The 25,320-nt window shown below is 65.1% G+C and carries 20 protein-coding genes; 5 read left to right on the forward strand and 15 right to left on the reverse strand.

Annotated elements, in window-relative coordinates; translation table 11 throughout:
- Positions 1-39: 39 nt before the first annotated feature.
- Positions 40-1,770 (reverse strand): acyl-CoA dehydrogenase family protein, encoded by a 1,731-nt coding sequence (locus tag GUY30_RS13175; protein ID WP_167198414.1) that lies wholly within the window; start codon positions 1,768-1,770, stop codon positions 40-42.
- On the reverse strand, positions 1,767-2,369 hold the full coding sequence (locus GUY30_RS13180) for a TetR family transcriptional regulator (protein WP_167198417.1): 603 nt from the start codon (positions 2,367-2,369) through the stop codon (positions 1,767-1,769). The genes GUY30_RS13175 and GUY30_RS13180 overlap by 4 nt, the downstream gene beginning before the upstream one ends.
- A gap of 183 nt (positions 2,370-2,552) precedes the next feature.
- On the opposite strand from GUY30_RS13180, the gene GUY30_RS13185 reads away from it, so the two are divergent.
- Positions 2,553-4,070: a class I adenylate-forming enzyme family protein gene (locus GUY30_RS13185; RefSeq protein WP_167198420.1), complete on the forward strand. Its 1,518-nt coding sequence runs from the start codon at positions 2,553-2,555 to the stop codon at positions 4,068-4,070.
- Positions 4,071-4,141: 71 nt separating this feature from the next.
- On the opposite strand, the gene GUY30_RS13190 is transcribed toward GUY30_RS13185, so the two are convergent.
- Together GUY30_RS13190 and GUY30_RS13195 are read right to left on the reverse strand one after the other, a co-directional pair.
- Positions 4,142-5,563, reverse strand: a complete 1,422-nt coding sequence (locus GUY30_RS13190; RefSeq protein WP_167198423.1) for an ABC transporter permease — start codon at positions 5,561-5,563, stop codon at positions 4,142-4,144.
- Positions 5,560-6,336 carry an ABC transporter ATP-binding protein gene (locus GUY30_RS13195; RefSeq protein ID WP_167198427.1) on the reverse strand — a complete coding sequence of 259 codons (777 nt, stop codon included), beginning with the start codon at positions 6,334-6,336 and terminating at the stop codon, positions 5,560-5,562. Before GUY30_RS13195 ends, GUY30_RS13190 begins: the two co-directional genes overlap by 4 nt.
- Before the next feature lie 228 nt (positions 6,337-6,564).
- Here GUY30_RS13195 and GUY30_RS13200 point away from each other — a divergent pair, with 228 nt between their 5' ends.
- Entirely contained in the window at positions 6,565-6,990 is a 426-nt protein-coding gene (locus GUY30_RS13200; RefSeq protein WP_167198430.1) for an SRPBCC family protein, read from the forward strand.
- 161 nt (positions 6,991-7,151) lie between these two features.
- Here the strand turns inward: GUY30_RS13200 and groL are convergent, their stop codons facing one another.
- The 10 genes from groL to GUY30_RS13250 form a co-directional block, all read right to left on the reverse strand.
- Entirely contained in the window at positions 7,152-8,744 is a 1,593-nt protein-coding gene (groL, locus tag GUY30_RS13205; RefSeq protein ID WP_167198433.1) for a chaperonin GroEL, read from the reverse strand.
- Between the two features lie 36 nt (positions 8,745-8,780).
- Positions 8,781-9,074, reverse strand: a complete 294-nt coding sequence (groES, locus tag GUY30_RS13210) for a co-chaperone GroES (RefSeq protein ID WP_039209993.1) — start codon at positions 9,072-9,074, stop codon at positions 8,781-8,783.
- A gap of 389 nt (positions 9,075-9,463) precedes the next feature.
- Positions 9,464-10,693, reverse strand: coding sequence for a resuscitation-promoting factor (locus GUY30_RS13215; RefSeq protein ID WP_167198436.1), 1,230 nt, complete (start codon positions 10,691-10,693; stop codon positions 9,464-9,466).
- A 333-nt stretch (positions 10,694-11,026) separates the two neighbouring features.
- Positions 11,027-11,998: a TatD family hydrolase gene (locus GUY30_RS13220; protein WP_167198439.1), complete on the reverse strand. Its 972-nt coding sequence runs from the start codon at positions 11,996-11,998 to the stop codon at positions 11,027-11,029.
- Positions 11,998-13,713, reverse strand: coding sequence for a methionine--tRNA ligase (metG, locus tag GUY30_RS13225; RefSeq protein WP_167198442.1), 1,716 nt, complete (start codon positions 13,711-13,713; stop codon positions 11,998-12,000). The genes GUY30_RS13220 and metG overlap by 1 nt, the downstream gene beginning before the upstream one ends.
- Positions 13,714-13,914: 201 nt before the next feature.
- Positions 13,915-14,979: a type IV toxin-antitoxin system AbiEi family antitoxin gene (locus GUY30_RS13230; RefSeq protein ID WP_167198444.1), complete on the reverse strand. Its 1,065-nt coding sequence runs from the start codon at positions 14,977-14,979 to the stop codon at positions 13,915-13,917.
- A gap of 308 nt (positions 14,980-15,287) precedes the next feature.
- Positions 15,288-16,268 (reverse strand): 16S rRNA (cytidine(1402)-2'-O)-methyltransferase, encoded by a 981-nt coding sequence (gene rsmI / locus GUY30_RS13235; protein WP_407645283.1) that lies wholly within the window; start codon positions 16,266-16,268, stop codon positions 15,288-15,290.
- Positions 16,265-16,696, reverse strand: a complete 432-nt coding sequence (locus GUY30_RS13240; RefSeq protein WP_101554169.1) for a DUF4190 domain-containing protein — start codon at positions 16,694-16,696, stop codon at positions 16,265-16,267. The genes rsmI and GUY30_RS13240 overlap by 4 nt, the downstream gene beginning before the upstream one ends.
- A 156-nt stretch (positions 16,697-16,852) precedes the next feature.
- On the reverse strand, positions 16,853-17,368 hold the full coding sequence (locus tag GUY30_RS13245; RefSeq protein ID WP_167198446.1) for a DUF4190 domain-containing protein: 516 nt from the start codon (positions 17,366-17,368) through the stop codon (positions 16,853-16,855).
- A 223-nt stretch (positions 17,369-17,591) separates the two neighbouring features.
- Positions 17,592-18,281 carry a DUF4190 domain-containing protein gene (locus tag GUY30_RS13250; protein WP_228281330.1) on the reverse strand — a complete coding sequence of 230 codons (690 nt, stop codon included), beginning with the start codon at positions 18,279-18,281 and terminating at the stop codon, positions 17,592-17,594.
- 288 nt (positions 18,282-18,569) lie between these two features.
- Here GUY30_RS13250 and GUY30_RS13255 point away from each other — a divergent pair, with 288 nt between their 5' ends.
- From GUY30_RS13255 to GUY30_RS13265, 3 genes are all read left to right on the forward strand, one after another.
- On the forward strand, positions 18,570-20,567 hold the full coding sequence (locus GUY30_RS13255; RefSeq protein WP_228281331.1) for a dolichyl-phosphate-mannose--protein mannosyltransferase: 1,998 nt from the start codon (positions 18,570-18,572) through the stop codon (positions 20,565-20,567).
- Positions 20,568-20,943: 376 nt separating this feature from the next.
- Entirely contained in the window at positions 20,944-22,377 is a 1,434-nt protein-coding gene (locus GUY30_RS13260) for an acylneuraminate cytidylyltransferase (protein WP_228281335.1), read from the forward strand.
- Entirely contained in the window at positions 22,374-23,261 is an 888-nt protein-coding gene (locus tag GUY30_RS13265; protein ID WP_167198448.1) for an N-acetylneuraminate synthase family protein, read from the forward strand. Before GUY30_RS13260 ends, GUY30_RS13265 begins: the two co-directional genes overlap by 4 nt.
- A 195-nt stretch (positions 23,262-23,456) precedes the next feature.
- Here the strand turns inward: GUY30_RS13265 and GUY30_RS13270 are convergent, their stop codons facing one another.
- Positions 23,457-25,232, reverse strand: coding sequence for a polysaccharide pyruvyl transferase family protein (locus tag GUY30_RS13270; protein WP_167198450.1), 1,776 nt, complete (start codon positions 25,230-25,232; stop codon positions 23,457-23,459).
- Positions 25,233-25,320: the final 88 nt, after the last annotated feature.

A 25,320-nucleotide genomic window follows, 5' to 3' on the forward strand; every position in this document is an offset into this window, starting at 1 on the left:
AGCGCCGCCGGCTCACGCTACCGCGACAGCGCCGTCCGCTCACACCCGCGCGACGAGGAAGTCGATGTGGACTCCGTCGGGCAGGGCTCCGTATTCGCGGCCCCGGTCGGCACCGAGGCGGGCAGCCGCAAAGCTCGCGGCCACCTCGGCCGGGGCGGATTCGAAGAGGATCGCCGCCTGCATGAGCAGCGCCATCTTCTCGACGACGACTCGACCGCGTGTCTGCAGCGACGCCTGTGCTGCCGCACCCCCGGAGCCCAGATCCTGCGCCGCGTCCTGCAGCGACCGGGCCAGTGACTCGTAGACCGCATCGAAGTCCGCGTGTTTGCCCAATCCGGTCTCGAGGAAGCCGAGGAACGTCTTCGCACTCCGCGGTTCGCGAGCCAGGGCACGCAGCACGTCGAGGACGATGACGTTGCCGGAGCCTTCCCACACCGCCATCACCGGCTGCTCCCGGTAGCGGCGGGCCAGCGGGAAGGACTCGGTGTAGCCGTTGCCGCCGAGGCATTCGAGGGACTCATAGGCGTGCTCGGGTCCGCGTTTGCAGATCCAGTATTTGGCGACAGCTGTTGCCAGTCGGCGGAAGTCGGCCGCCTCGGCGCTGTCGTCGTCATAGGCGGCGGCCAGGTGCAGGGCCGTGTAGGTGGCCGCTTCGGTCTCCAGTTGAAGGTCGGCGATGACGGCGCGCATGAGCGGCTGATCGATGAGCGTGGCGCCGAAGGCCGCGCGTCCGCGGGCGTGCCAGGCCGCCTCGGCGACGCACTGGCGCATCCCCGCTGCTGAGCCGAGGACGCAGTCGAGTCGAGTCTGTGCCACCATCTCGATGATCGTGCGCACTCCCTTGCCGGCCTGGCCGAGCAGCCAGCCTTCGGTGGCGTCGAACTCGACTTCGGAGGAGGCGTTGGACTTGTTACCGAGCTTGTCCTTGAGCCGCTGGATGCGCACCGAGTTGAGGTCGCCGCCGGGCAGCACACGGGGTACGACGAAGCAGCTCGGCCCCTCGTCGAGTTGGGCGATGACGAGGAATGCGTCGGACTGCGGAGCGGAGCAGAACCATTTGTGTCCGGTGATGAGGTAGTGGTCGCCGGAGGGGACCGCGTAGGTGGTGTTCGCGCGGATGTCCGATCCGCCCTGCTTCTCCGTCATCGCCATGCCGAAGGTCACTGCGGACTTCGTCGCCGGGTCGACCCTCCGCGGATCAAAGTCTGCGGCGGTGGCGCGCGGCACCCAGAAATCGGCGAGCGCGGGGTCGGCGCGCAGGGACGGCACGACCGCGTGCGTCATCGACACCGGGCAGGCGTGGCCGGGTTCGACCTGTGAGAAGAGCATGAATCGCGCGGCGCGTTCGACGTTCACTCCCGGCCCGGGATGGGTCCAGGCATAGGAGTGCGCTTCCGCGTCGAGCGCATCGCCGATGATCCGGTGGTAGGCCGGGTGGAACTCGATCTCGTCGATGCGGTTGCCCCAGTCGTCGTGAGTGCGCAGCACCGGCCCGTGGACGTTGGCCAGGCGTGCATCGTTGATGAAGTCGGCGCTGCCGACGAGCGCCCCGATGCGCTCAAGCTCATCGCGCGAGGCACCCGGCGCATAGTGGGCGAGCGCATCCTTCAGTGCCGTATTCAGCGTGAATTCGTTGATATCCCGCCGAGGCGGCGCCTGGTTGAACACCGTGTGCGTCGTCCGCAGGGACGACGGTTCCGACGCGGGTTCCGCGGAGTGAGTGCCCACAGTGTCCGCGGTGGTTGAGGCTGAGTCGTGGGTCGTGGTCATGGTTCTCCTAAAGCGGATCGGGTGAACGTGGTCAGTGCCCTGATGAGAGTCTCGATCTCCGTCGGGCTCGGATTCGGGGCCGCCGGGTCGAGGATGTCGACGAGGTTCTCTCCGACGCTTCCGACGATCGAACGGGCGACCACCTCGGCGGGGAGCTGCGTGCCGCCCACCTGGTCAAGGGCTGCCCCGATGGCGGCGACATATCCGCGGCGCAGCCGCAGCCGTTCGCTCTGCACAGGCTCGGGAACCTCTTCGAGCAGCAGAGCGTGGGCGAGCCTGCGGCCGGCCACGGCGCGACGGACGAAGACTTCGACGGTCGACTCCGCGACCTCAGCGGCAGTGGCTGCTTCGGCGACGGTGCCGGCGATGACGTCCAACTCGTGACCGGCGGCTTGGGCGAAGACCAGCCGCAGCAGCTCGTCTCGGCTGCTGAAGTACGTGTAGATCGACCCAGCACTGCAATCGGCCTCGACGGCAACCGCGGCCACACTCGCCGAGGCGAATCCTCCGCGGGCAATGACATGTCGAGCGGCACGTTCGATGCCCGCCCGACGCGCTTCGGCATTGGCCCGAGTGCGCTGGGTTTCGCGATACGCCATCCTCACCTCGGATCGTCAGAAGGTCTGTCACCGGCAGATGACCACCGAAGGGACACCAGCGGCGGACGGTCCCGGAAGTCATCGGCTTCTTCCACGTTTCATCACTGTGGTGACGTCGCTTCCACAAAGAAATGAATCGTGGTTCAATTGTTTTCAGTATGACACTCGTCACAAGGAGAAGCAATGAAGCTCGGAACCATGCTCGACACCACCGTCCTGCGGAACCCGGACAAGGAAGCCCTGGTCTATGAGGATCAGCGCTTCACCTACGCCGAGCTGCGGCACCGGGCGCTCAAGGCGGCGCAGGTGCTCAGCGACAACGGAATCCGGCCCGGCGACGCCGTGGGCATCATGACGGTGAATGTCCCGGGGTTCGTCTTCGCAGCTTTCGGCGCGTGGTACCTCGGTGCGACCGTCGTACCGGTCAATCACAAGTTCCAGCCCCCAGAGGTCAAGTACACGCTCGAGCATTCGGGAGCGAAGCTCGGCATCGTCAGCACCGAGCTCGCCGAAGTCGCTCGCGCCGGGGCACCGGACATCACCTGGCTGGAGACAGAACCCAGCGCCCCGGGCAGCTTCGATGTCCAGCTCGATGCCGCGACCGAGGCCGACCCCGGGGACTTCACCGATGAACAGGTCGCGCAGATCCTCTACACCTCCGGCACGACGAGCTCGCCGAAGGGATGCGTGCATTCGCACCGCAATATCTTCCAAGTCGGCACTCTCATCAACCTCAACATGGATTACCGCGACGACGACCGGTACCTCATCTGCATGCCGATCTGGCATTCGGCGCCGCTGAACATCGCCCTCATCCCCACCATCCAGATGGGTGGAACGGTCGTCCTCCAGCGGGCGTACCACCCGGTGGACTCGATGCAGATCATCGCGGCGGAACAGATCACGACGTTCTTCGGACCCACCGTCGCCTATGTCGCGCCGATCATGACCGCGAAGAAGCTCGGCCTCGACTTCGCCGACTATGACTTCTCATCCATCCGGCGGTGGAACTACGGCGGCGCCCCGATCGACCGTTCGACGGCCGCGATGCTCATCGAGGCCTACGGCACGAACCAGTTCTACAACCTCTTCGGAATGTCCGAGATGGGTCCGACCGGATGTCTTCTCGGACCTGAGGACCAGCTCCGCAAGGCCGGGTCCGTCGGCAGGCATGCCATGGTCGGCAACGCCATGCGCGTGGTCACGGCCGACGGTGCCGAGGCAGGTCCCGGGGAGACCGGCGAGATCTGGTTCGCCGGTGACACCCGGATGCGCGAATACCTCCGCAATCCCCAAGCCACCGAGGCGGCCTTCGAGGGCGAGTGGTACAAGACCGGTGATCTCGCACGGCTCGACGAGGACGGGTATCTCTATATCGTCGACCGCTCGAAGGACGTCATCATCGTCGGCGGCGAGAATGTATTCTCCCTCGAGGTCGAGGAGGCCGTCATCACTCACGAGCGGGTCGCCGACGTCGCGGTGGTGGCGAAGCCGGATCCGCAGTGGGGCGAGCAGGTCGTCGCCTTCATCACGACCACCGATGGTGAGGACTTCGGTGTCGAAGACCTGCGCGACCACCTGGCCGACAAGCTCGCCCGCTACAAGCTGCCGCGCGAAGTACTGACCGTCGATGAACTGCCGCGCAACCCCTCAGGCAAGCTGCTCAAGCACAAGCTGCGCAGCGAGGTGGCTGCCGGCTGAGCGGCACCCCTCCGGTCCCGCCTCGGCGAGGCGATCCGCCAGGCTGCGGAACCGTCCTCGGTTCCCGAACCTCACACGGCTTCGAGCGCCTCGACTGGGCTGATCGATGTGGCAGCGCGGGCGGGTTCGCGGCTGGCAACGAACACGGCGACGAGGGTGCCTGCGACGACGGCGATGACGACTACCCAGGGCACGCTCGGCGCGAAGAGTCCGAGCAGGGGCGAGAGCAGGGTAAGCGCGCCGACCCAGCCGAAGCCGATACCCAGCGGCACGGCAACCAGGCACGCGGTCAGGCTCAGCTGCAGGCCTTCGGCCGTGATCATCCGCCGCACGCGCTTCGGGGTTTGGCCCAGTGCCATGAGCAGGCCGATCTCCTGAGTGCGCTGCCGCACGGAGAGCATGAGCGTGTTCGCGACGCCGATGACGGCGATGATCACGGAGAAGAGGATGAGGGCGAAGGCGAACAGCATCGACTTGTCGATGACGGTGGCCAGCGCGTCCTCGAGACCGCCCCACCCCTCTTCACCGAGGGAGCGCGCATACCGCAGCAGCTGATCGCGGAAGGTGGTCATGGCGGTGGCGAACATGACGATGAGCGTGATGCCGATGACGAGCCCGATGACCGTGCGCGCGTTCCGGGTGGGATGGCGGGCGATCGTCGATGCGGCCAGCCGGGACACCGCGGTGCGTCCGACCAGCCAGCCGATCGCCGCCTGCACCGGAGGCAGGATCCACGGATGACCGATGACGACACCGAGGAACGTCAGACTCGACCCGAACGCAGTGAGCACCACGCTCATCAGGCTGATCCGATGGTCGGCGGCTCCGATCACGGAATTGACGAGGAACGTCAGGCCCATGGACAGCAGAATCAGCGAGGCCGTGAGTCCCCCGAGTGAGGCACGGACATCCTCGGGGCGGCTTTCGACCGCCTGCGAGGTCGCCTCGATCGGAGAGATCCCCGTGATGCGGCGCGCGCCCAAGTACGCCGACAGCCAGGTCACGATGATGGTGGCGAGCGCGGGAACGACCATGGTCGGGGTGAGGAGAGCGACCTCCTCGGTGATGGCGTTGCCCAGGTAATTCTGGGCCGCTTTCGCCAGCCCGGTCGACGCTGCGAAGGCGAGCACCGCGGCGGTGACGGAGATGATCAGCCCCTCCACCGAGGCGGCCCTGCGCAGCCGTTTCGACGACGCCCCGATGAGGCGCAGCAGAGCCAGTTGGCGGCTGCGGCCGGCGACGATGATCGAGAACGTGTTCGCGATGACCATCGCGGAGACGAAGAGGGCGATGAGGAAGAAGGTGATTCCGACCATCGAGAGGAAGTTCTGTGCTGTCTCGGATTCGGCGATCATCTTCTCCGACGACAGCCATGCCGTGAGAATCGCGACGCCCTGCATGATCGCGGTGCCGAAGAGGGCGGCGATGAAGACGACGAGGACGCTGGGGAAGAACTGCCGCGGGTTGGTTCTGATTTCGCGCAGCGGGTTCATCGGCTCACCGCAGTCTCGGCGCGCTCGTCGATGTCGAGCATGGTCGCGGCGATCGCCTCGGCGCTGATGGATTCGCTCAGCTCCGTCACCGGGGTGCCGTCGGCGATGAAGACGACGCGGTCGGCGTGGGCGGCGACGATCGGGTCGTGGGTGACGAGCACGATCGATTGGCCGAAATCGCGGACAGCTTCCGACATGATCGCCATGACTTCGCGACCGGACTTCGCATCGAGGTTGCCGGTCGGTTCGTCGGCGAAGAGGACGTCGGGGCGGGTCGCGAGCGCCCGGGCGATGGCGGTGCGCTGCTGTTGGCCGCCGGAGAGTTCATTGGGTCGGTGTTTGAGCCGGTCTTCCAACACGAGGCGGTGGACGACCGTGGAGATCCACGCGCGTTCGTCGGCGTTGGGTCGACGGTCGTCGAGCTCGAAGGGCAGCCGGATGTTCTCTTTGACGGTGAGCGTCGGCACGAGGTTGAACGCCTGGAAGACGAATCCGATCCGGCGACGGCGCAGGGCGGTGAGATCGTCGTCGCGCAGCTTCGTGATCTCCTCGTCGCCGAGGTGGACCGTGCCGGAGGTAGGCCGGTCGAGTCCGGCGAGGACGTGCATGAGTGTTGATTTCCCCGAGCCCGAGGGTCCCATCACCGCGGTCAGCTTGGCCGGTGCGATATCGAGGCTGACTCCGTTGAGAGCCGTGACCGCTGCCCCTTTCGGATCGAAGACCTTCGAAACGTCGCGAAGTCGGGCGATGGGCGTCGTTGGGCCGGTGGTCATAGATTCCTCATGCGTCGGTGCAAGCTGTCCTTTCCAGACTAACGAGGATCAAGCCTCAGAAACATGATAAGCGACTGACCAGTAGGTGTGAGCCAGCTGTGTGAGCCAGGTTCTCTGCCCGCGCGCAGCCAGCTGTATGCGCCGCCCATCGGCGACGCCTGGGACGGTGACAGTACGCACCGGCCGCGCGCCCTGGCCGCGTGCGCCACGTTGTGGTCCACTTGGGAAATGACGAATCCAGCGCTCCATCTCTCAACGTCCATCGACGCCTCCCCCGCCGAGGTGGCCGCCTTCGCCGGCGATCCTGCGAATCTTCCGGCGTGGGCCGCGGGACTGAGCAATGGAATCCGCGAAGAGGCCGGCCGCTGGATCACGGACTCACCGATGGGCGAGGTCGAGGTCCGCTTCGGCTCGCACACTGACCTCGGCATCCTCGATCACGACGTGGTCTTCCCCGACGGCACCATCGTGCACGATCCCCTGCGGGTGCTCGCCAACGACACCGCCGCCGAGGCGGTCTTCACTCTGTTCCGTCTGCCCGGTGTCGATGATGCCGAGTTCGACCGCGACGCTGGCATGGTCCGCGCCGACCTCGCCCACCTGCGGACCCATCTCGAGACCGCTCACGGCTCCGGCACAGTCTCAGACGAATAGCACTGTTTCAAACATGGGCTGCTCAACTTTTTCTGTGCCGCTCGCGGACAGGTGGCGCCGCCTCGGTGAGGGTGAGTACGACTGTGAATACACGAGTGGCCCGGAACGTGATGTTCCGGGCCACTGTCGTGGTCAGAGGTGACTCAGTCCGAGCGAGTGGCTCAGGCCTCGTCCTCCTCTTCCTTCTTCTCGACGACCAGGGTCTCGGTGGTGAGAACCAGGGCGGCGATGGATGCGGCGTTGCGCAGTGCCGAACGGGTGACCTTGACGGGGTCGATGATTCCGGCGCCGATGAGGTCGCCGTATTCGTCGCTGGCGGCGTTGTAGCCCTGGCCGGACTCGAGGTCCTGGACCTTGGCGATGACGACGTAGCCGTCCTGGCCGGCGTTGGCGGCGATCCAGCGCAGCGGCTGGACGACTCCGCGCTTGACGATCTCGGCGCCGGTGAGTGCGTCACCGGTGAGGCCGAGGTCGTTGCCGTCGAGGACCTTCGCAGCGTGGATCAGAGCCGATCCACCACCGGCGACGACGCCCTCTTCGATGGCGGCACGAGTAGCGGACACGGCGTCTTCGACGCGGTGCTTGCGCTCCTTCAGCTCCACCTCGGTGGCGGCGCCGACCTTGATGACGGCGACTCCGCCGGAGAGCTTGGCCAAGCGCTCCTGCAGCTTCTCGCGGTCCCAGTCAGAATCGGTGTTCTCGACCTCGGCGCGGATCTGTGCGACGCGACCGGCAACAGCATCGTCGGAACCTGCACCATCGATGATCGTGGTGTTGTCCTTGGTGACGGTGATGGTGCGGGCGTTGCCGAGCTCTTCCAGGGTGACCTGGTCGAGCTTCATGCCCATGTCCGGGGTGACGACCTGGCCACCGGTGAGGACAGCGAGGTCCTCGAGGATGGCCTTGCGGCGGTCACCGAAGCCGGGAGCCTTGACGGCGGCGACGTTGATGATTCCGCGCAGCTTGTTGACGACCAGCGTCGACAGTGCTTCGCCCTCGATGTCCTCGGCGATGATGAACAGCGGCTTGCCGGCCTGCTGCACCTTCTCGAGGACGGGCAGGAGCTCCTGGATGTTGGAGATCTTGCCCTGGTTGATGAGGATGAGCGCGTCGGAGAGCACAGCCTCCTGGCGATCGGCGTCGGTCACGAAGTGCGGCGACAGGTACCCCTTGTCGAACTGCATTCCTTCGGTGATCTCGAGCTCGACGGACGCGGCCTGCGACTCGTCGATCGTGATGACGCCGTCCTTGCCGACCTTGTCGAAGGCATCGGCGATGAGCTTGCCGATCTCAGGCGACTGAGCCGACAGACCGGCGACGTGTGCGATCTCCGAGGAGTCGGCGACATCGCGGGCGATGGTGCCCAGCTGCTGCGAGACGGCCTCGACGGCGGTCTCGATGCCGCGCTTGAGCTGACCGGGTGCGGCACCTGCGGCAACGTTGCGCAGTCCTTCGTTGACGAAGGCCTGAGCGAGAACGGTCGCGGTGGTGGTTCCGTCACCGGCGATGTCGTTGGTCTTGGTGGCGACTTCCTTGGCCAGCTGTGCGCCGAGGTTCTCGTACGGATCGTCGACCTCGACCTCACGGGCGATGGTCACACCATCGTTCGTGATCGTGGGAGCGCCCCACTTCTTGTCGAGCACGACGTTGCGGCCCTTGGGTCCCAGAGTCACCTTGACGGTGTCGGCCAGGGTGTTGACGCCCTTTTCGAGTGCACGACGGGCTTCGTCGTTGAATTCCAATGATTTAGGCATTCGTCCTCCTGTCAGTGAAGTTGTTGTTCAGGGGATTCAGCCGATGACTGCGAGCACGTCGCGAGCCGAGAGCACGAGGAACTCTTCGCCTGCGTACTTGACCTCGGTGCCTCCGTACTTGGAGTAGATGACCTTGTCGCCGACGGCGACGTCGACCGGCACGCGGTTTCCGTTGTCAGCAACGCGGCCCGGGCCCACTGCGACAACTTCGCCTTCCTGAGGCTTTTCCTTGGCGGTTTCGGGAATGACCAGACCACTGGCGGTAGTCTGTTCTGCTTCGACCTGACGGATGACAATCCGATCTTCGAGTGGCTTGATGGAGACCGACATATCGGGCCCTCTCCCTTCACTGGGTTCTATTTCATCGAGTCAGACGGCGGCTGCTGCCATGAACCTCTCGTCGTCGCGGGTGCCGAGCGGTTCGACCGTCTCATGAAACTGGCACTCAATGAGTGCTAGTGCTAATTCGACTCTAGAACGCTCTTAGCACTCGGTCAACTTGAGTGCCAGCAATTCGTCATGCTCTGGGCGAAAGTTCAGATTGGCGCTTCCGGCCCGCTCCCGACAGGCATCAAAAAGCGTGGACCCCGAGGATCTCTCCTCGGGGCCCACGCTCCTTGCTGACCGCCTCAGCTCAGTTGTCGATATCTGTTGTCAATGGCGGCCAGAGTTCATGGCCTATCAGACGTCCAGTCGGCGACTGCGGCTCTGATCTCAGATCAGGCGCAGGCCCACTGACCCCAGCCGGCTTCGGCCTGCAGCTTCTTGGCGCGATCGAACTGCTCCTGCGGGCTGGCATCGATCGGGTTGCCGCTGCCGCCCATGCTCTGCCAGGTCTGGAGCTTGAACTGGAACAGACCGAAGTGTGCGTTGTTCGACTGGTTCACCGCACGGGGGTTGAAGTTCGATTCGCACTCGGCGATCTGGTACCACCTCGACCCGGGTCCTCCGAGCATGGCCTTGATCTCTGCGGTGCTCATGTCGCCGCCTCCGGAGCCGGAGCCGCCGCCGGTGCTCGAGTCGCCGCCGGAGTCACCGGAGTCGCCCGAACCGGAATCGCCGGAGTCACCCGAGTCGGAGCCGCCGGTGTCAGCCGGCTCTTCCTTCTTCTTGGTGCCCTGGATGACGACCTTGGTCTTGGGTTCGGAGAGGACCTTCTCGTCCTTCTTCTCCTTCTTGACCTCTTCGCCGTTGATCGTCTTGACCTTGTAGGTGACCTGCTTCTCGCCGTCCTTGCCTTCGGTCTCGACTTTGGTCTCGCCCTCATAGAGGGAGTCGGACTTCTTGGTCTCGACCTCAGCCTTGATGGGCTGCTTGTCCTTGACGGTGTCGTTCTTCACGCGGTTGACGGTGAGAACCTGGCCGTCGGAGACCTCAGCGGACATCGGCACGGAAAGGAAGTCGTCCTTGTCGAGTTTGACACCCGTGTCCTTGAGCGCTTCCTTCGCGGTGCCCACAGCGGCCGAGACCTTGTGGTCCTTGCCATCGGCGACGACGGTGAGGTTCTTCGCGGTGGTCACCTCGATGTCATTGCCCTGGTCCTTCAGGCGCTGGCTGGCCTTCGCGTTGAGGTCGGCACCCTTCGCGTCCACACCGAGGTCGGCCAGAGCCTGACCCACGGTGTTCGCGTTGGTCCATTCGTTCGTTTCCTTGCCATCGACGGACAGCGCAACCTTCTTCGCCGTGTTGACGGTGATCGTCATGTCACGGTCGACCTTGGTGCCCACGCCGGGCTTGACCTGGTCGCGCTTATCGACATCGATTTCGTGGCTGTCGAGGATGTCCCCGACCGTTCCACCGAAGGTCCGGATCTCTTCCGCCTGTCCGTCGACCTCCAAGGTCACAGGCTTGTTCATGGTCACAACTGCGCCCGTGCCACCGACGAGTCCGGTGATCACGACCGCCTGTGCAGCGATCTGAACCTTGCGGTTCTTCAGAAAATCAATCACAAAAATATCCCTGAGCAGAGTTTATCGACCTGTTCACTGTAACCGATTCGTTACAAGGTTCGCAAAATATCACGGAAATGTAACGGTGTGAGTTTCCTGAGGGCGTGTCTGACCTGGAGTTCCCCGTGTTTTCGGGGCGTTCCCAATCGTGATATTTCCTCGCCGAGGCGGCCCCACGTCGCGTTATCCCGCTCACAGAACGCGGGGCGGAGTCCGGCCCCGGTGCGACTGTGCGACATCCGGCCGGGTGCCGGTTCACGCTTGCCGCGGGTTGGGTCCCGGTCCCGCCCCCTCGCGCGCCGAGGTCCAGTTCCCGCTTCCCCCGGGTCCGGCTCAGTCCCAGCTGCCGAGGGCTCGCTCCGCGTTGTTCCACACGGCCGCGCACAGCTCCTCTTCGCTCATCCCGCGCACTTCGGCGAGTTTCCGCGCCGTGATCGCGGTGAGGTAGGGACCTCCCGGCTTCCCGCGGTGCGGGTGCGGGGTGAGGAAAGGCGCGTCGGTCTCCGTCAGCAGCAGCTCCAGCGGAGCGGCCGCCGCGGCGCGACGCAGCTCGTCGGCGTTCTTGAACGTGAGGTTGCCGGCGAAGGACATGTAATAGCCCTCGGCCGCGCATTCGCGAGCCATCGCTTCATCACCGGAGTAGCAGTGGAAGATCGTGACATCGGGAGCGCCTTCCTCTTTGAGGATGCGCAGCACATCGGCGTGTGCCTCCCGATCGTGGATCTGCAAGGCACGTCCGGTGCGCTTGGCGATCTCGATATGGGCCCGGAAGGAGCGCTGCTGTTCGGCGATGCCCTCCTCTGCCGTGCGGAAGTAGTCGAGACCGGTCTCCCCCACCACGCGCATGCGATCGTGCGAGCTCACGAGTGATTCGATCTCGGTCAGCGCATCGTCGAGCAGGCCACGTTCGGCCAGCCGCGGTGCCTCGTTCGGATGCAGGGCGGCTCCGCCGATCATCCACGTCCGGCCCTCGGCAGGAGGAGTGGGCACGGTCCGGCGGTCGGCCGCCTCGGCGGGAGAACCTGAATACTGCGACGCCACGAGCGCGGTCGTCCACCGGGCTGCCGGAAGGTCGCAGCCGATCTGGACGATGCGACGAACCCCAGCCTCGGCGGCGGTGTCATGGAAGAAATCCAGCGACGGGAACTCTTCGTCCTCATCCGGGGTGACCTCGGGTTCGGGTTCGCCGGCACCCAGCGGCAGCCGAACACCCGTGCAGATGTCCAGGTGGGTGTGGGTGTCGACGATGGGGTGAGCGAGCGGTTCGGGCACCGGTGGATAGGTTCCGGCGGCGCGCGAGGCCATTATTCGGTCTCCTCCACGAACTTCGGGAACACGGGTTCGGGCTTCGGCAGGGGTGTGCCCGGCTCGAGCGGGAACTCGACGGCCGCGAACGACCGGGGATCCGCCTCGGCGGCGGCGATTCCATCGGCAGCGGCCTCGGCGACATTCGGTGCCAGGGCGGCCGAAGCGTAGGCGGCACCGGCGGCGACGCCGATGGACGCACTCGCGGACACGGCTCCCATCGCCTCGGCGCCGGAGCCGGAATCGACGGCGGTCGGCAGGACCTTCGCACCGGCCTCACCGACGCCCGCGGGCACACCGAGGAGGTCGAGGATCTTGCCCGCGGATTCGGGCATGACCGGCTGGATGAGGATGGAGATGATGCGCACGACCTCGATCGTCACCCACAGCACGGTGGCCATGCGATCCGGATCGGTCTTCTTCAGCTTCCACGGCTCCTGAGCGGAGAAGTAGCGGTTTGCCTCCGAAAGCACCTTCCAGCAGGCCTCGACGTAGAGGTGGAGGGCCTGGGTGTCGACGTGGCGACGGGCGGTGTCGGGTACGGCACGGGCGAGGGCGAGGAGCTTCTCGTCCGCCTCGGTGAGCTCACCCGGCTGCGGAACCTGGGCGTCGCAGTTCTTCTGGATCATCGACAGCGACCGCTGGGCGAGGTTGCCGTACTCGTTGGCGAGGTCGGAGTTCTTACGGGTGATAATCGAGTCCTTCGTGTACGAGCCGTCGTGGCCGTAGGAGAACTCGCGGAAGAGGAAGAAGCGCAGGGTGTCCAGTCCGAAGGCGTCGACGAGGTCGAGGGGGTCGACGACGTTGCCGACGGACTTCGACATCTTCTCACCGGAGTTGAAGAGGAAGCCATGGGCATGGACGCGCCCCGGCAGCTCGATGCCGGCGCTCATGAGGAACGCGGGCCAGTAGACGCTGTGGAAGCGGATGATGTCCTTGCCGATGATGTGGACGTCGGCGGGCCACCACTTCGCGAACTTCTCCTCGTCGTCCGGGAATCCGGCGGCGGTGATGTAGTTCGTCAGGGCGTCGATCCACACATACATCACGTGCTTGTCGTTGCCGGGCACCGGCACACCCCAGTCGAAGGTGGTGCGGGAGACCGAGAGGTCCTTGAGCCCGGAGGCGACGAAGGAGGCGATCTCGTTGCGGCGGGAGTCGGGGCCGATGAACTCGGGATGGTTCTTGTACAGCTCGAGCAGCTTGTCCTGGTACTTCGAGAGGCGGAAGAAGTAGGACTCCTCTTCCGTCCAGGTCACCTCGGTGCGAGTCTCCTTGGACAGGCGGACGCCGTCGACGACCTCGGTTTCGTCATCGGTGTAGAAGGCCTCGTCGCGCACGGAGTACCAGCCGGAGTACGTGTCGAGGTAGATGTCGCCGGCCTCTTCGAGCTTGCGCCAGATGGCCTGCGAGGCGGTGTAGTGGTCTTCGTCGGTGGTGCGGATGAACCGGTCGAAGGTCGAGCCGAGGGCGAGTTGAGTGTCGCGGAAGTTCTTCGCGTTGTCGTCAGCGAGCTGTTTGGGGGTGATGCCGAGTTTGTTCGCCGCCTGCAGCATCTTCAGCCCGTGCTCGTCCGTGCCGGTGCAGAAGAAGACATCGTGATTGTCCAGTCGCTTGAACCGGGCGATCGTGTCGGCCGCAATGTACTCATAGGCATGCCCGATGTGAATGGCCCCGTTGGGGTAGGCAATCGCTGTCGTCAAGTAGTAACCCATAGGGAACTCAGTCTAAGGGACGCCGCCGCACAGCCGCGCATGGGCGGGTGCGGTTGGGACGTGGGTGGGACCGCGAGTGAGGATTGAGGATTCGCTAGTGGCACGGTTTGAGTCAAGAAGCACCTGTTTGAACAAGTGCCAAGCGCCTCAAACTGTGCCGTCACCGTTCCCGGCTCCATGAAACACCTCGGCGAGGACGAGTCAGAGAATCAGCCTGTTGCTGCAACGGTTTCGCAGCTCGGGCGCCTGGTGAAACAGTTTCTCGCTGAACAGCTTCGGCGAGTGAACTTCGCTGAATTTGAAACGAACGACTTTGTATCCCATAGCCAGCAGACGATTGTGCTGTCGGCTCTCCTTGCTCATGACGTCGAAGCCTCCATCGACGTACTTCTGCGTCCCATCGACATAGAGAGCAATTCTGTCCTCCCGGAAAAGGAAATCGAGTCTCGTCAGCCGTCGACCTCGGTCGATGATGTCGACCTGCTGGGCAAAGTCGTGCAACCCGAGCAGGTGCAGATTGAACGCCGCTTGGCTTTCCGCATAGCTTTCGGACAGCGGTGAGGCGAGTCTTGCTAGTCTCGACGCAATCATCTTTCCCTTGGCCAGTCGTCTGATCGGCGAGAGAAAGAGGTCGATCTGTGCTTGGGGTACATCGTCAAGCAGGTGCGGCGGATAGCCGAGCTTGAAAATGCGGTCCTCGTCGTCGCCAAGCATATGTCGCCGAACCACCTGCTCCATCGCCGCAAAACCGGCGGCGTTACCGAGTTCGCTACGAAGATCCAGCACGGTTCGAGCCGGCGTTGTCACTCGCAGCCCCTCAACAGTGCAGATGTCTTCTTCCGCGATCACCCTGCGTCGACGCACCAGTTCGCTTGTCCGCGTACTCGCTGCCGGATGGAACACCGACACTGATGTATCCGGCTCATTGAACAACCCGATCCTATGCAAGCGTGCAGCGGAGACTCCGCAGATGATGTCGTCCGGGCGAAAGTGCGGATAGTGGACGATCCGCAGATGCTTCAGATGTTCTTCATACCTGCGTGCATGAGCAGGTTCTTTGCTCAGGCCCGCTTCATGCTGCTCGAGCCAGGGCACGTCCGTTGCGAAGGTGGAGAACCGCCTGTGTGCTCGGACGTCGCACCTTCGGATCACCGAATACACGCCTCGAGACAATCGCTTCAGACAGCAATCCAAGGCTCCCCGGATCTCCGTTGTTGAGACTCCGACATTGCGCAGGTCCTGGAAGTAGACAATATTGCTCTTCATTTCGCCACCATGTCGAAACGCGGTCAACAGCGACAAGACCTGATTCGAAGGCTGTGGATACGGCCTGACCATCCACAGACGGGAGGAGGACGAGTCTGCGGAGACCCTGCATGCCACTGCGTCTGAGTCGTGACGATGTACTGGCGCCCGGGTCTTCGCCTCAAGTCAAGCCGAACCGAGGCCCTAGCTGCTGACGGCCCCGTTTGAGTTGGAAAGCCCCTGTTTGAAACCGTGTTTTCTGACTGCGAGTGTGCCGTAGCCATCCACAGCGGGAGGCGTACGAGTCGCGGCCGGCGAGGGCCTACCTCTCACTCGCGGTGAAGCCAGGCCTCGTAGACGTCGCGCTTCGACAGGCCGAACTTCTTCGCCACCTGACCGGCGGCATCCTTGGCGCGCACACCGGAGTCGACCAGCGCGCTGACCTCACCGAGGTGGTCCTCCGGAGCCGTTTCGACCTCCGTGGCACCGGCGAGCACCAGGGTCAGTTCCCCGCGCAGCCCATCGGCGGCCTGATCGCGCAGGGATCCGACGGTCCCGCGCAGTGTCTCCTCAAAGGTCTTCGTCAACTCGCGGCTGATGGCCATGGGACGGTCGATGCCGATGATCTCGGCAAAGTCGTCCATCGCGTCGGCGATGCGGTGCGGGCTCTCGAAGAAGAGCATCGTCCGCTTCTCAGCCTTGAGCTCGGTCAGCAGGGTCCTGCGCTGCCCGGACTTGCGGGGCAGGAACCCTTCGAAGCTGAACCGATCGCTCGGCAGCCCCGAGACCGCAAGGGCCATGAGCACCGCTGAGGGACCCGGCGTCGACGTGATCGGAAGTCCCGCCTCGCCGCAGGCCTTGACCACGCGGTAGCCGGGATCGGAGACTGCGGGCATCCCCGCGTCGGAGAGCAGAACAACTGTCTCACCAGCAGCGATGATGTCGACAAGCTCGGGCGCTCGGTGGCCCTCATTATGGTCGAAGACGCTCATGACCCGCTTCGTGTGGGTGAGGTCGAGCCGCTGCGCCAGGGACAGGAACCGGCGCGTGTCCTCGGCGGCGATGACATCGGCGGTCTCGATGGCCTCCCGCATCCGCGGGCTCGCATCGCCGAGGTTGCCGATCGGAGTCCCGACCAGGATGAGTCGTCCGCCGGTGAGTTTCGGACCCCGCCCCGCTGGGGCGAGGTCGCCATCGGTGCGGTGGTCGGCCGCCTCGGCGAGGTCGCCGTCAACTCGGTGGTCGGCCGTTTCGGCGGGATCCTCGTCCGAGGTGAACTCAGGATTCGGAATCGAGGAATCCTCGGTCACGAAGCCCCTTCAGCAGCGAAGATCAGCGCGAACATCCCGAGGTAGAGGAGGATCATGAAGACCCAGAAGAGGATCCAGAGGATGGTGCCGATGTAGCCGACCCACAGAGCCGCGATCGCCATGCCGTCGCCGCGCTCACCGCGTTCCTTGATCTGCTTGCGGGCGATATGGCCCATGATGATGCCGGCGATGCCGCCGATGAAGACCGACGAGATGACACCGAAGATCGAGGCGCACATGCCGACGATAGCCAGCACGTTCGTCGGCGGAAGCTGCTGGTACACATAGCCGGGACCACCGGCGTACTGCGCATTGGCCGCGTAGGCGTTGTTCTGGCTGTACGACTGGGCACTGTATGAGCTGCCCGCGTTCGACTGGGGCTGCTGGTAGTACATGTCCGGATTGTTCCAGTTGTTCTGGCTGCTCATAGCGAAGTCTCCTTGTGGTTGCCTTCAACGGTACAGAGTCGTCGGTGGCGGCAAAAGGTGGGGCGGTTACAGGTCAATCACAGTTGGGGATGCGGGCCGTGGGATGGGATGCCGGTTCTGCCTTGCCGGGGCGGGCTCCCCCGACGGGATGCGGCATCAGCTGACGGTTCCTCCTCCGGCAGTGATCGCCGCGCCGATCATGAGGGCGATGACGCCGAAGTAGATCAGCCAGAACGCGGCCCAGAAGAGCACGCTCAGATAGCTCAGCCACAGCCCGGCGACGGCCATTCCGTTGCCGCGTTCACCGCGAGCTTTGATCTGCGAGCGGGCTATATGGCCGAAGATGATGCCGACGATGCCGAGGAGGAAGAACGTGGAGATGAACGAGATGAGGCCGAGCACCAGCGCGACGATCGACGAGGAGTTCGTCGGCGCCACCTGCTGGTAGACGACGACCGGCGCCCGATTTCCGTAGGTCACCGGTGCCTGAACCAAGGCAGGCGCGTGGACCGGTGCGGGCGAGTGAACCGGTGCGGGCGAATGGACCGGCGCGGGTGAGTGGACCGCGACGGGGGCGTGGACCGCGACGGGGGCGTGGACCGCGACGGGGGCGTGGACCGAACCGTTCGATCCGGTGTAGGTGTTCCCGAGGGGCAGTACGCGAGTGTTCATGTCCGTTCCGTTCCGCTGGCTGTCGTTGATCGTCAGGCCTGTTCTGGGCCGTCTTCAACGGTTGTCCAGATGTCTGAGATCAACGCTACCCACGTGCGGCGAGCGCGGTGGCCGAATCGTGTTGCAGTCCTGCACCACACGTTGCAGAACACCCTCGCCGAGGCGGCCCGACCGTCCCGTATCCGCGTGACCTCGGCAGTCGTCCGAGGTCACGCGGAGCGGCTCAGTAGCTGCTCATCATGCCCAGGAAGCCGATGCCCATGATGCCGATCATGATGATCGCCATGAGCAGGCCCAGGGCGATGGTCACGTAGCCGATGATGAGACCGGCGATCGCCTGTCCGCGGCCTTCTTCGCCGGTGGTCTTGATCTGGCTGAGGCCGATGTGGCCGAAGATGACGGCGAGAATCGGTGCGATCCACAGGAGCATCGCGATGATGCTGAAGATGACGCCGATGATCGGAATCATCGACAGCAGGCCGCAGACGAATCCTCCGCCGATTCCGGCGATGCCCATCCACATCGACCACACGGCCATCTTGTTGGGTGCGGGACGGACGAAGACCGGCTGCGCGCCGTAGGTCATCGGCTGACTGTAGGCACCCGGCTGACTGTAGGCATCGTAGGCGTTCGGCTGGCTGTACGCGCCGGGCTGACTGTAGGCGTTCTGCTGGCCGTAGGCGCCGGACTGTCCATACGAATTCTGCTGACCGTACGGCTGCCCCTGCGAGTACTGCCCGGCACCAGACCCATACTGATACTGCCCTGCACCAGACCCATACTGACCTGCGCCGGAACCGTACTGGCCCGGCTGTCCCTGTCCGGGCTGCGGCTGGGATCCATAGTTGTTGTTGAACTGCTGCGAGCCGACCTGGGGAGGATCGCTCGGGCGGTAGTTGGGGTTGTTCGACACGTTGTGCACCATTTTCGCTCGGACTCCGGCTATCTCCCACTACTCTAGTGGTGCACGCAGGCGAATGCCCAAGAATCCTGCTCAAGGTGCCGAACCTCATGCCGAGCCGGCCCAGCCGACCGCCCCGCCTGCTGTCAGCGCACCCCGCACATCCCCGCCGGCCGCAGCAAACCCACCCAGCACTCCCCCGTTCCCCGCCTCTCCGACCGCCCAGCCCCTCAACAACCGCTGTCTTCCCTGCGGGTCGCATGAGAGCCCCGCCCGCCGAGATCTCTAAACTGGACTCCGATGACACACACCGCAGACTCCCCGGCCCCCACCAGGCGCATCGCCCGCGAGCGCCTGGCGAGGAAACGCGAAAAGGTGCGTGCCGGCGCCGCTACGATGCGCCGCGAAACCTTCCACGCCGGCATGTGGGCCACCCGCGCACCGCTGTGGATGTGGCCCACGCTGCTCGTCATCACCGGAATCGGCGCGACCCTGCGCCTCTTCCGCCTCGACTTCCCGCATCGCCTGATCTTCGACGAGACCTACTACGTCAAGGACGGCTACTCGGTCATCAACTTCGGGTACGAACGCTCCTGGCCCGAGAACGCCGACGACTCCTTCAACGCCGGCGACCCCAGCGTCATCGAGCCCACCCCCGAATACGTCGTCCATCCACCCCTGGGCAAATGGCTCATCGGGTGGGGCATCGACCTCTTCGGCGCCGACGATTCGTTCGGCTGGCGCTTCACCGTGGCAATCATCGGCACCCTGACGATCTTCCTCCTCGGCGTCATCGCCTGGAAGCTCTTCCGCTCGGCGTTCTTCGCCTGCGTCGCCGCCGGCCTCCTCGCCATCGACGGCGAGCACTTCGTCCATTCCCGCACGAGCCTGCTCGACATCGTGCTCATGGCCTTCGTCCTCCTCGCCTTCTTCTTCATCCTCCTCGACCGCGAGCAGGTGACGAAACGCTTGGCCACCTGGACCCGATCGACGACGAATCCCTCGCCCCCATCCACTCCCACCGAGGCGGCACCAGCTCCCACACCGAACCTCACCGAGGCGGCGCCGACGCCCACGTCGTCCCCCACCGAGGCGGCCGCCTCCGCCCCTTCCGACCCCAATGAGATCCCCCGAACCTTCCCGCCCGCACTCACCGAGTCGATTTCCTCAACGGCCCCTGTCACCGAGGCGGCCCCGCCCACCGCGGCAGCCCGACGTCGGCATCGGGCCAAATCCAGGGACGTGATCAACTTCGGGCCCCGCCTCGGCGTGCGTCCCTGGATCTTCGCGGCAGGGATCAGCCTCGGCCTGGCTGCGGGAGTGAAGTGGTCGGGTCTGTATGCATTGGCGGCGTTCGGGATTCTGCTCGTTCTGTGGGATGTGCATTCGCGGTATCGGGCCGGGGTCGTGCATCCGTGGCTGGGCATGTTCATCCGCGACAGCATCCCGTCGTTCTTCAAACTCGTGCCGATCGCGGTCGTGACCTATCTGGCGTGCTGGACCGGGTGGATCCGGTCGGACGGTGCGTGGGACCGGCAGTGGGCGGCTGAGAATTTCGGCTGGTGGCGTGCACTGCCGGAGTGGTTGGACTGGCTGCCGTCGCTGGCGCACTACCACTACACGGCGTATTCGTTCCACGTCGGACTGGACTCGGAGCATCCGTACATGTCGAACCCGTGGGGTTGGATCGTGCAGTGGCGGCCGACGTCGTTCTACTACGAGTCCTACGACAAGGGCGATATGGGGTGCATGGCCGCGAAGTGCTCCTCGGCGATCACCTCGGTGGGCAATCCTGTGATCTGGGGCTTGGCCGCCTTGGCGGTGCTCGTCTGCCTCATCGTGTGGATCATCCGCCGAGACGTCCGCCCCGCCGTCATCCTCGCCGGCCTGGCAGCGACCTGGCTGCCATGGTTCGCCTACCAGGAGCGGACGATCTTCACTTTCTACACCATCGTCATGGTGCCCTTCGTGGTGCTCGCGGTGACGTACTGCCTGACTCTCGTCTGGGGACGGGTGCCTGCGGGTGGGCGGGCGGCTGTCACCGGGCAAGCGGCCGCGCACCAGGTCGGTTCGCCGTCGGTGCCGTCAGCTTCGGCCGCTGAGCGAATGGCGGCAGGGCCGGTGAAGAAGCAGCGTTTCGCCCGGATCTCGGCGGCGCTGTTCGCCAGGCGGCTGAGCGTCGGCCTCGTCCTCGTCGCAGCCATCCTCGCCTTCGCCTACTTCTGGCCCATCTACACCGGCGAGGTCATCCCGTTCTCGGCCTGGAACAACCGCATGTGGAACATCACCTGGCGCTGATCGGCTGACGTTGGCGGGTACTTACGCGCCGCACTGGCGTCGCCGAACCACGCCGCTGACAGCTTCGAGCTGCACCTCATTGAGTTCTGTTCGACCTGTCATCGAGTTCTGTTCCACTCGTCATCGCCTTTTGAGCAGATACTCGTATTCGAACCGGATTATCCGTCCAAAAGTCGATGAGGCTTCCACTGGCTCTGCCCAGTCAGCACCCATCGTCCGCCAACCACCAGCGCATCGGTCACGGGTTCGCCATCGAAGGGTCGCCTCGGCGACATAGCGTGTTCACCTCGAGGTAACACCCCGTCGTTAGCGTCGAATCATTGTGAATGACCAATCGACGACCTACGAGCCCAACGCAACCGAGTTTCAGTCAGAAATGAAGCCGGATGCGCGCACCACCGTGGCCGCAAATGAGGCGGCAGAAAGCACCTCCCCCACTCCCCACCGCACCGTCGCGATCATCCCCGCGCGCGGAGGATCCAAGGGCATCCCGCTGAAGAACCTGCAGAAGGTTGCGGGAATCTCGCTGCTGGCCCGCGCCATCAACGCCGCCCAGGCCAGCCCCAGCATCGACCGTGTGATCGTCTCGACCGACCACGACGGAATCGCAGCCGAAGCCGTCCGCGCCGGCGCCGAGGTGGCCCACCGTCCCGCCGAGATCGCCGGAGACACCGCAACCAGCGAATCCGCACTCATCCACACCCTGTCGACCCTCGACGAGGACTTCGACATCACCGTGTTCATGCAGTGCACCTCCCCGTTCATCGACTCCGCCTCGATCGAAAACGCAGTGCGCACGGTCCGTGACGACGACGCCGACGTCGTCTTCTCCGCCGTCGAAGACCACTCCTTCCTGTGGCGCCTCGACGACGACACCCAGGCTGTGGCCGTCGGACACGAAGCCAGCTTCCGCCCGCGCCGCCAGGACCGCGCCAAGCACTTCAACGAAACCGGCGCCTTCTACGTCATGCGCACCTCCGGCCTCATCGAGCACGAGCACCGCTTCTTCGGCCGCATCGGCATCGAGGAGGTCCCGCCCGAGCACGCCCGCGAGATCGACGACATGTCCGACCTCACCCTCGTCCGCGCCATCGCCTCGAAGCAGGAGACCGCGCAGGTCATCGACGTCGACGCCCTGGTCACCGACTTCGACGGCGTCCACACCGACGACGGTGCCTACGTCGACGAGGACGGAAACGAACAGGTCCGCGTCCACCGCGGCGACGGCATGGGCGTCTCGCGCCTCGTGAAGTCCGGCGTGCCCATGATGATCCTGTCGAAGGAACGCAACCCGGTCGTCACCCGCCGTGCGGAGAAGCTGGGCGTCGACGTCGCCCAGGGCATCGACAACAAGGCGAGCATCCTCGACGCGTGGATCACCGCCAACGACCTCGACCCGGCCCGCGTGGCCTACGTCGGCAACGACATCAACGACCTCGAGGCCTTCGACGTCGTCGGTTGGCCCATCGCCGTCGCCGACGCCCACCCGCGGGTCCTCGCTGCCGCCCGCGTCATCCTCGATCGGCCCGGCGGACGGGGTGCGGTGCGTGAGGTCTGCGACCTCATCCCGATCCCCGCCGAGGCGGCCGAACCACTTCCGAATCCGACGCTGACCTCACTGCGGTCGCCCACCGGACACCCATCGACCTTGGCAGGCCACCAGTCAGAACATCTGGCCGGCCACCAGTCGGCGGCCATGTCCGGCCACGCGTCCGCCTTCCCCGACGATCAACCGTCCGTCCCGCGGCACCAGCCGCAGTTCACCCACCGCGCGGAGATTTCGCGTGCCAACCGAAAGCAGGTTTCATGACTGATCAACTCGCCCCCGTGGCCATCGGAGAACACCTCGTCGGCCCGAACCAGCCCGTGTACATGATCGGTGAGATCGGCATCAACCACAACGGAGACGTCGACATCGCCAAGCAGCTCATGGACGTCGCCGTCACCGCCGGCGCCCAGGCTGTGAAGTTCCAGAAGCGCAACCCCGAGGTGGCCGTCCCCGAACACCAGAAGTCGAAGATGCGCTCGACCCCGTGGGGCGAGATGACCTACATCGACTACAAGCACCGCGTCGAGTTCGGCATCGACGAATACACCGAGATCGACCGCTACGCGAAGGAAGTCGGACTGCAGTGGTTCGCCTCCCCGTGGGACACCGACTCCGTCGACTTCCTCGAGAACGAGTTCGACGCCCTGACCTACAAGGTCGCTTCGGCCTCGCTGACGGACTTCGAGCTGCTGCGCGCGATCGCCGCCACCGGCAAGCCCGTCCTGTGCTCCTCGGGCATGTCCGATTGGGAGACCCTCGACCGGGCCGTCGAGGTCTTCGACCGTGACAAGCTCGTGCTCATGCACGCCACCTCGACCTACCCGCTGCCGCCCGAAGAGGTCAACCTCAAGGCGATTCCGGCTATGCGCGAACGCTACGGAGTCCCGGTCGGCTACTCCGGCCACGAGCTCGGCCTCGAGATCTCCTTCGCCGCCGCCGCTCTGGGTGCTGTGACCATCGAACGTCACATCACGCTCGACTCCTCGATGTGGGGATCCGACCAGTCCGCATCGATGGAACCGCGCGAGTTCGCCTCCCTCGTCAAGGGCGTCCGCGTCCTCGAAACCGCATTCGGCGACGGGCAGAAGCGCGTCATGCCGGGCGAGGAATCGAAGATCGACTCGCTGCGCAAGGTCACGGCCTGAACCACACCTGACACCGGGCGCTTGCCCGGACGCGAGCGTTGATTCGGCGCCATCACCTCACCGAGGTGGTGGCGCCGATTCGCGTTCCCTCGCCGAGGTGGTGGTACCGGTTCGCATTCCCGCCGTCGTCAGCGGCGGGTTGGGTTCGCTGTCCCCTCACCGAGGGGGCTCGATCGATCCGTGTCCCCGCCGTCGTCAGCCGCGACGTTTCAGTCGGCGGAGTCTCCACCGGATTCCGTGACGCACCTTGGCCGCGAGCACACGTGCCTCGTCACCTGCGGTGCGCTGCTCCACGTCGTCGAGTGCTTGAGCGCTCCGTGTCGCTTCCTCGCTCAGCGCCGCGATCTGCTTGTCGAGCTCGGCGATGCGGCCGTGCTGATGTTCGACCTCTGTGAACGCTTCGTCGCGTTCGCCTTCGAGGGCGCGCAGCTTCTCCTGCGCTCGGGTGCGGGCGTCTTCCAGGGAGCGTGCGTGTTCGCGTCGCGCCTGATCGAGATCCCGGTCGACCCGGGCCAGCGCGCGGGCCTGTTGGGCCGCGACCTCCTCGGATTCGGCGATGGCGGCGACATGGAATTCCTCAGCGCGGATGTCTTCGGCCATGCGCAGACGCGGACCGTTTGGCTGCGGGGATACGCCGGCGGTGCGCGAATCCGTGTCTTCTATGCACGGACCGGCACCGCCCCCGCCCCAGCCCGGCGACGGCGTCGTCCGGGTGCGCGGCTGCAGAGAGTCACGGATGCCGGCAAGGTTGTCCTCGGTGACTCCGGCGAATCGTGCACGGGTGTCGGCCAGATCGGCCTGCAGATCGGCGCCACCGGCATACGCATGCTCAAGCGCGGCGACCATCCGGGCAGCCAGCGCATCGGCTGCCTCGGAGTTGCTGCCCGCCTCGGTGCCGGTGCCCGGGGTCGTACCGGTGCCCGTCGCCACGCCGCTTCCAACCTCGGCGCCGGAGCCCGACGTCGCCCCGCCGCCCGACGTCGCCCCGCTGCGCATCCCCTCCGGCCCGACCGGCACCACGAACTCCGGATGCCCGATATTCTCAGCGAAATAGCCGAGCTTCGCATGCAGATCGACGGAGATCGGAATCGAACCGACACCGAACGGAATCATCTGCGCATGCCCGCGCCCGCCGAGCACATACGGCACGGACGCGAAGACGTCGATGCCGGAGAAGAACCCGACATCATGGCCGTACAGTCGCACCTCTTCGACTCCGGCCACCTCGGCGACAAGCCGACGGGAGACCTCCGCATCATCGGGATGGAACGGCGTGCTCAGCACTCTCCACCCCTTGCCGACGAGGATCCGAGCGGCACGGACGGTCGCCTCGTGGATGGTCTCGGCATCGTACCCAGCCGCGATCTGCCGCGGATGGACGAGCATCTGGATGGCCACGGTCTTCTCACTCGGATCCGGTCGCCGGGCGGCCAACGGCGCGTACAGGTGATCGAGGATCGTCGTCGGACACGGCTGGAAGACGATGCGGTCCGACTCCCCCAACAGCGCGCCCATCGTCGACATGCTCCCGGTGTTGCGCAATCCGAAGAAGGCCGACTGGTCGAGCACCTGCCTCACGTGCGCGCGCATGAGGTCGTCGAACTCCGGCTGCCCGGGAAACCGGTTGTCCCCGAGCGCATAGACGATGAGGGGAATCTCGAGGCTGCGAAGAGCCTCGGGTGAGATCTTCCACTGCCACCCGGACAGCCGGTTCGGGTTCGTATCCTGCAGGAACAGTCCGCCACCGCCGATGACGACGGCATCAGCGGTGGCATTGATTCGGGCCACCGCCGCCTCATCGACTTCGCGCCGCAGAGCCGCCGCCGAGGCGAACGTGAAGTTCGGCTCCCCACGCGCGGAATCCGCACCGCCGAGGACCCGGAAAGCATCCCTGACGACCGGGAACAGGACTTTGTCACCGAAGTTGCCCCAGGTCGGGATGTCGAAGTGGAAGAGTCGCAGGCTCTGCATCGGCCAAGACTAGAGGCAGGGGACGAACACCAGATGAACGTCGGCGAACATTCCCGGACACCTGCGCGCAACTTTCTGTTCTCTTCCC

The organism is Brevibacterium pigmentatum (assembly GCF_011617465.1).
GTDB lineage: Bacteria > Actinomycetota > Actinomycetes > Actinomycetales > Brevibacteriaceae > Brevibacterium > Brevibacterium pigmentatum.

Excerpts from the sequence above, each read along its gene's own strand:
- GUY30_RS13175 (WP_167198414.1), bottom strand. The coding sequence starts at position 1,770 with ATGACCACGACCCACGACTCAGCCTCAACCACCGCGGACACTGTGGGC.
- GUY30_RS13180 (WP_167198417.1), bottom strand. The coding sequence starts at position 2,369 with ATGGCGTATCGCGAAACCCAGCGCACTCGGGCCAATGCCGAAGCGCGT.
- GUY30_RS13185 (WP_167198420.1), top strand. The coding sequence starts at position 2,553 with ATGAAGCTCGGAACCATGCTCGACACCACCGTCCTGCGGAACCCGGAC.
- GUY30_RS13190 (WP_167198423.1), bottom strand. The coding sequence starts at position 5,563 with ATGAACCCGCTGCGCGAAATCAGAACCAACCCGCGGCAGTTCTTCCCC.
- GUY30_RS13195 (WP_167198427.1), bottom strand. The coding sequence starts at position 6,336 with ATGACCACCGGCCCAACGACGCCCATCGCCCGACTTCGCGACGTTTCG.
- GUY30_RS13200 (WP_167198430.1), top strand. The coding sequence starts at position 6,565 with ATGACGAATCCAGCGCTCCATCTCTCAACGTCCATCGACGCCTCCCCC.
- groL (WP_167198433.1), bottom strand. The coding sequence starts at position 8,744 with ATGCCTAAATCATTGGAATTCAACGACGAAGCCCGTCGTGCACTCGAA.
- groES (WP_039209993.1), bottom strand. The coding sequence starts at position 9,074 with ATGTCGGTCTCCATCAAGCCACTCGAAGATCGGATTGTCATCCGTCAG.
- GUY30_RS13220 (WP_167198439.1), bottom strand. The coding sequence starts at position 11,998 with ATGGCCTCGCGCGCCGCCGGAACCTATCCACCGGTGCCCGAACCGCTC.
- metG (WP_167198442.1), bottom strand. The coding sequence starts at position 13,713 with ATGGGTTACTACTTGACGACAGCGATTGCCTACCCCAACGGGGCCATT.
- GUY30_RS13230 (WP_167198444.1), bottom strand. The coding sequence starts at position 14,979 with ATGAAGAGCAATATTGTCTACTTCCAGGACCTGCGCAATGTCGGAGTC.
- GUY30_RS13240 (WP_101554169.1), bottom strand. The coding sequence starts at position 16,696 with ATGAGCAGCCAGAACAACTGGAACAATCCGGACATGTACTACCAGCAG.
- GUY30_RS13245 (WP_167198446.1), bottom strand. The coding sequence starts at position 17,368 with ATGAACACTCGCGTACTGCCCCTCGGGAACACCTACACCGGATCGAAC.
- GUY30_RS13255 (WP_228281331.1), top strand. The coding sequence starts at position 18,570 with ATGACACACACCGCAGACTCCCCGGCCCCCACCAGGCGCATCGCCCGC.
- GUY30_RS13260 (WP_228281335.1), top strand. The coding sequence starts at position 20,944 with ATGAAGCCGGATGCGCGCACCACCGTGGCCGCAAATGAGGCGGCAGAA.
- GUY30_RS13265 (WP_167198448.1), top strand. The coding sequence starts at position 22,374 with ATGACTGATCAACTCGCCCCCGTGGCCATCGGAGAACACCTCGTCGGC.
- GUY30_RS13270 (WP_167198450.1), bottom strand. The coding sequence starts at position 25,232 with ATGCAGAGCCTGCGACTCTTCCACTTCGACATCCCGACCTGGGGCAAC.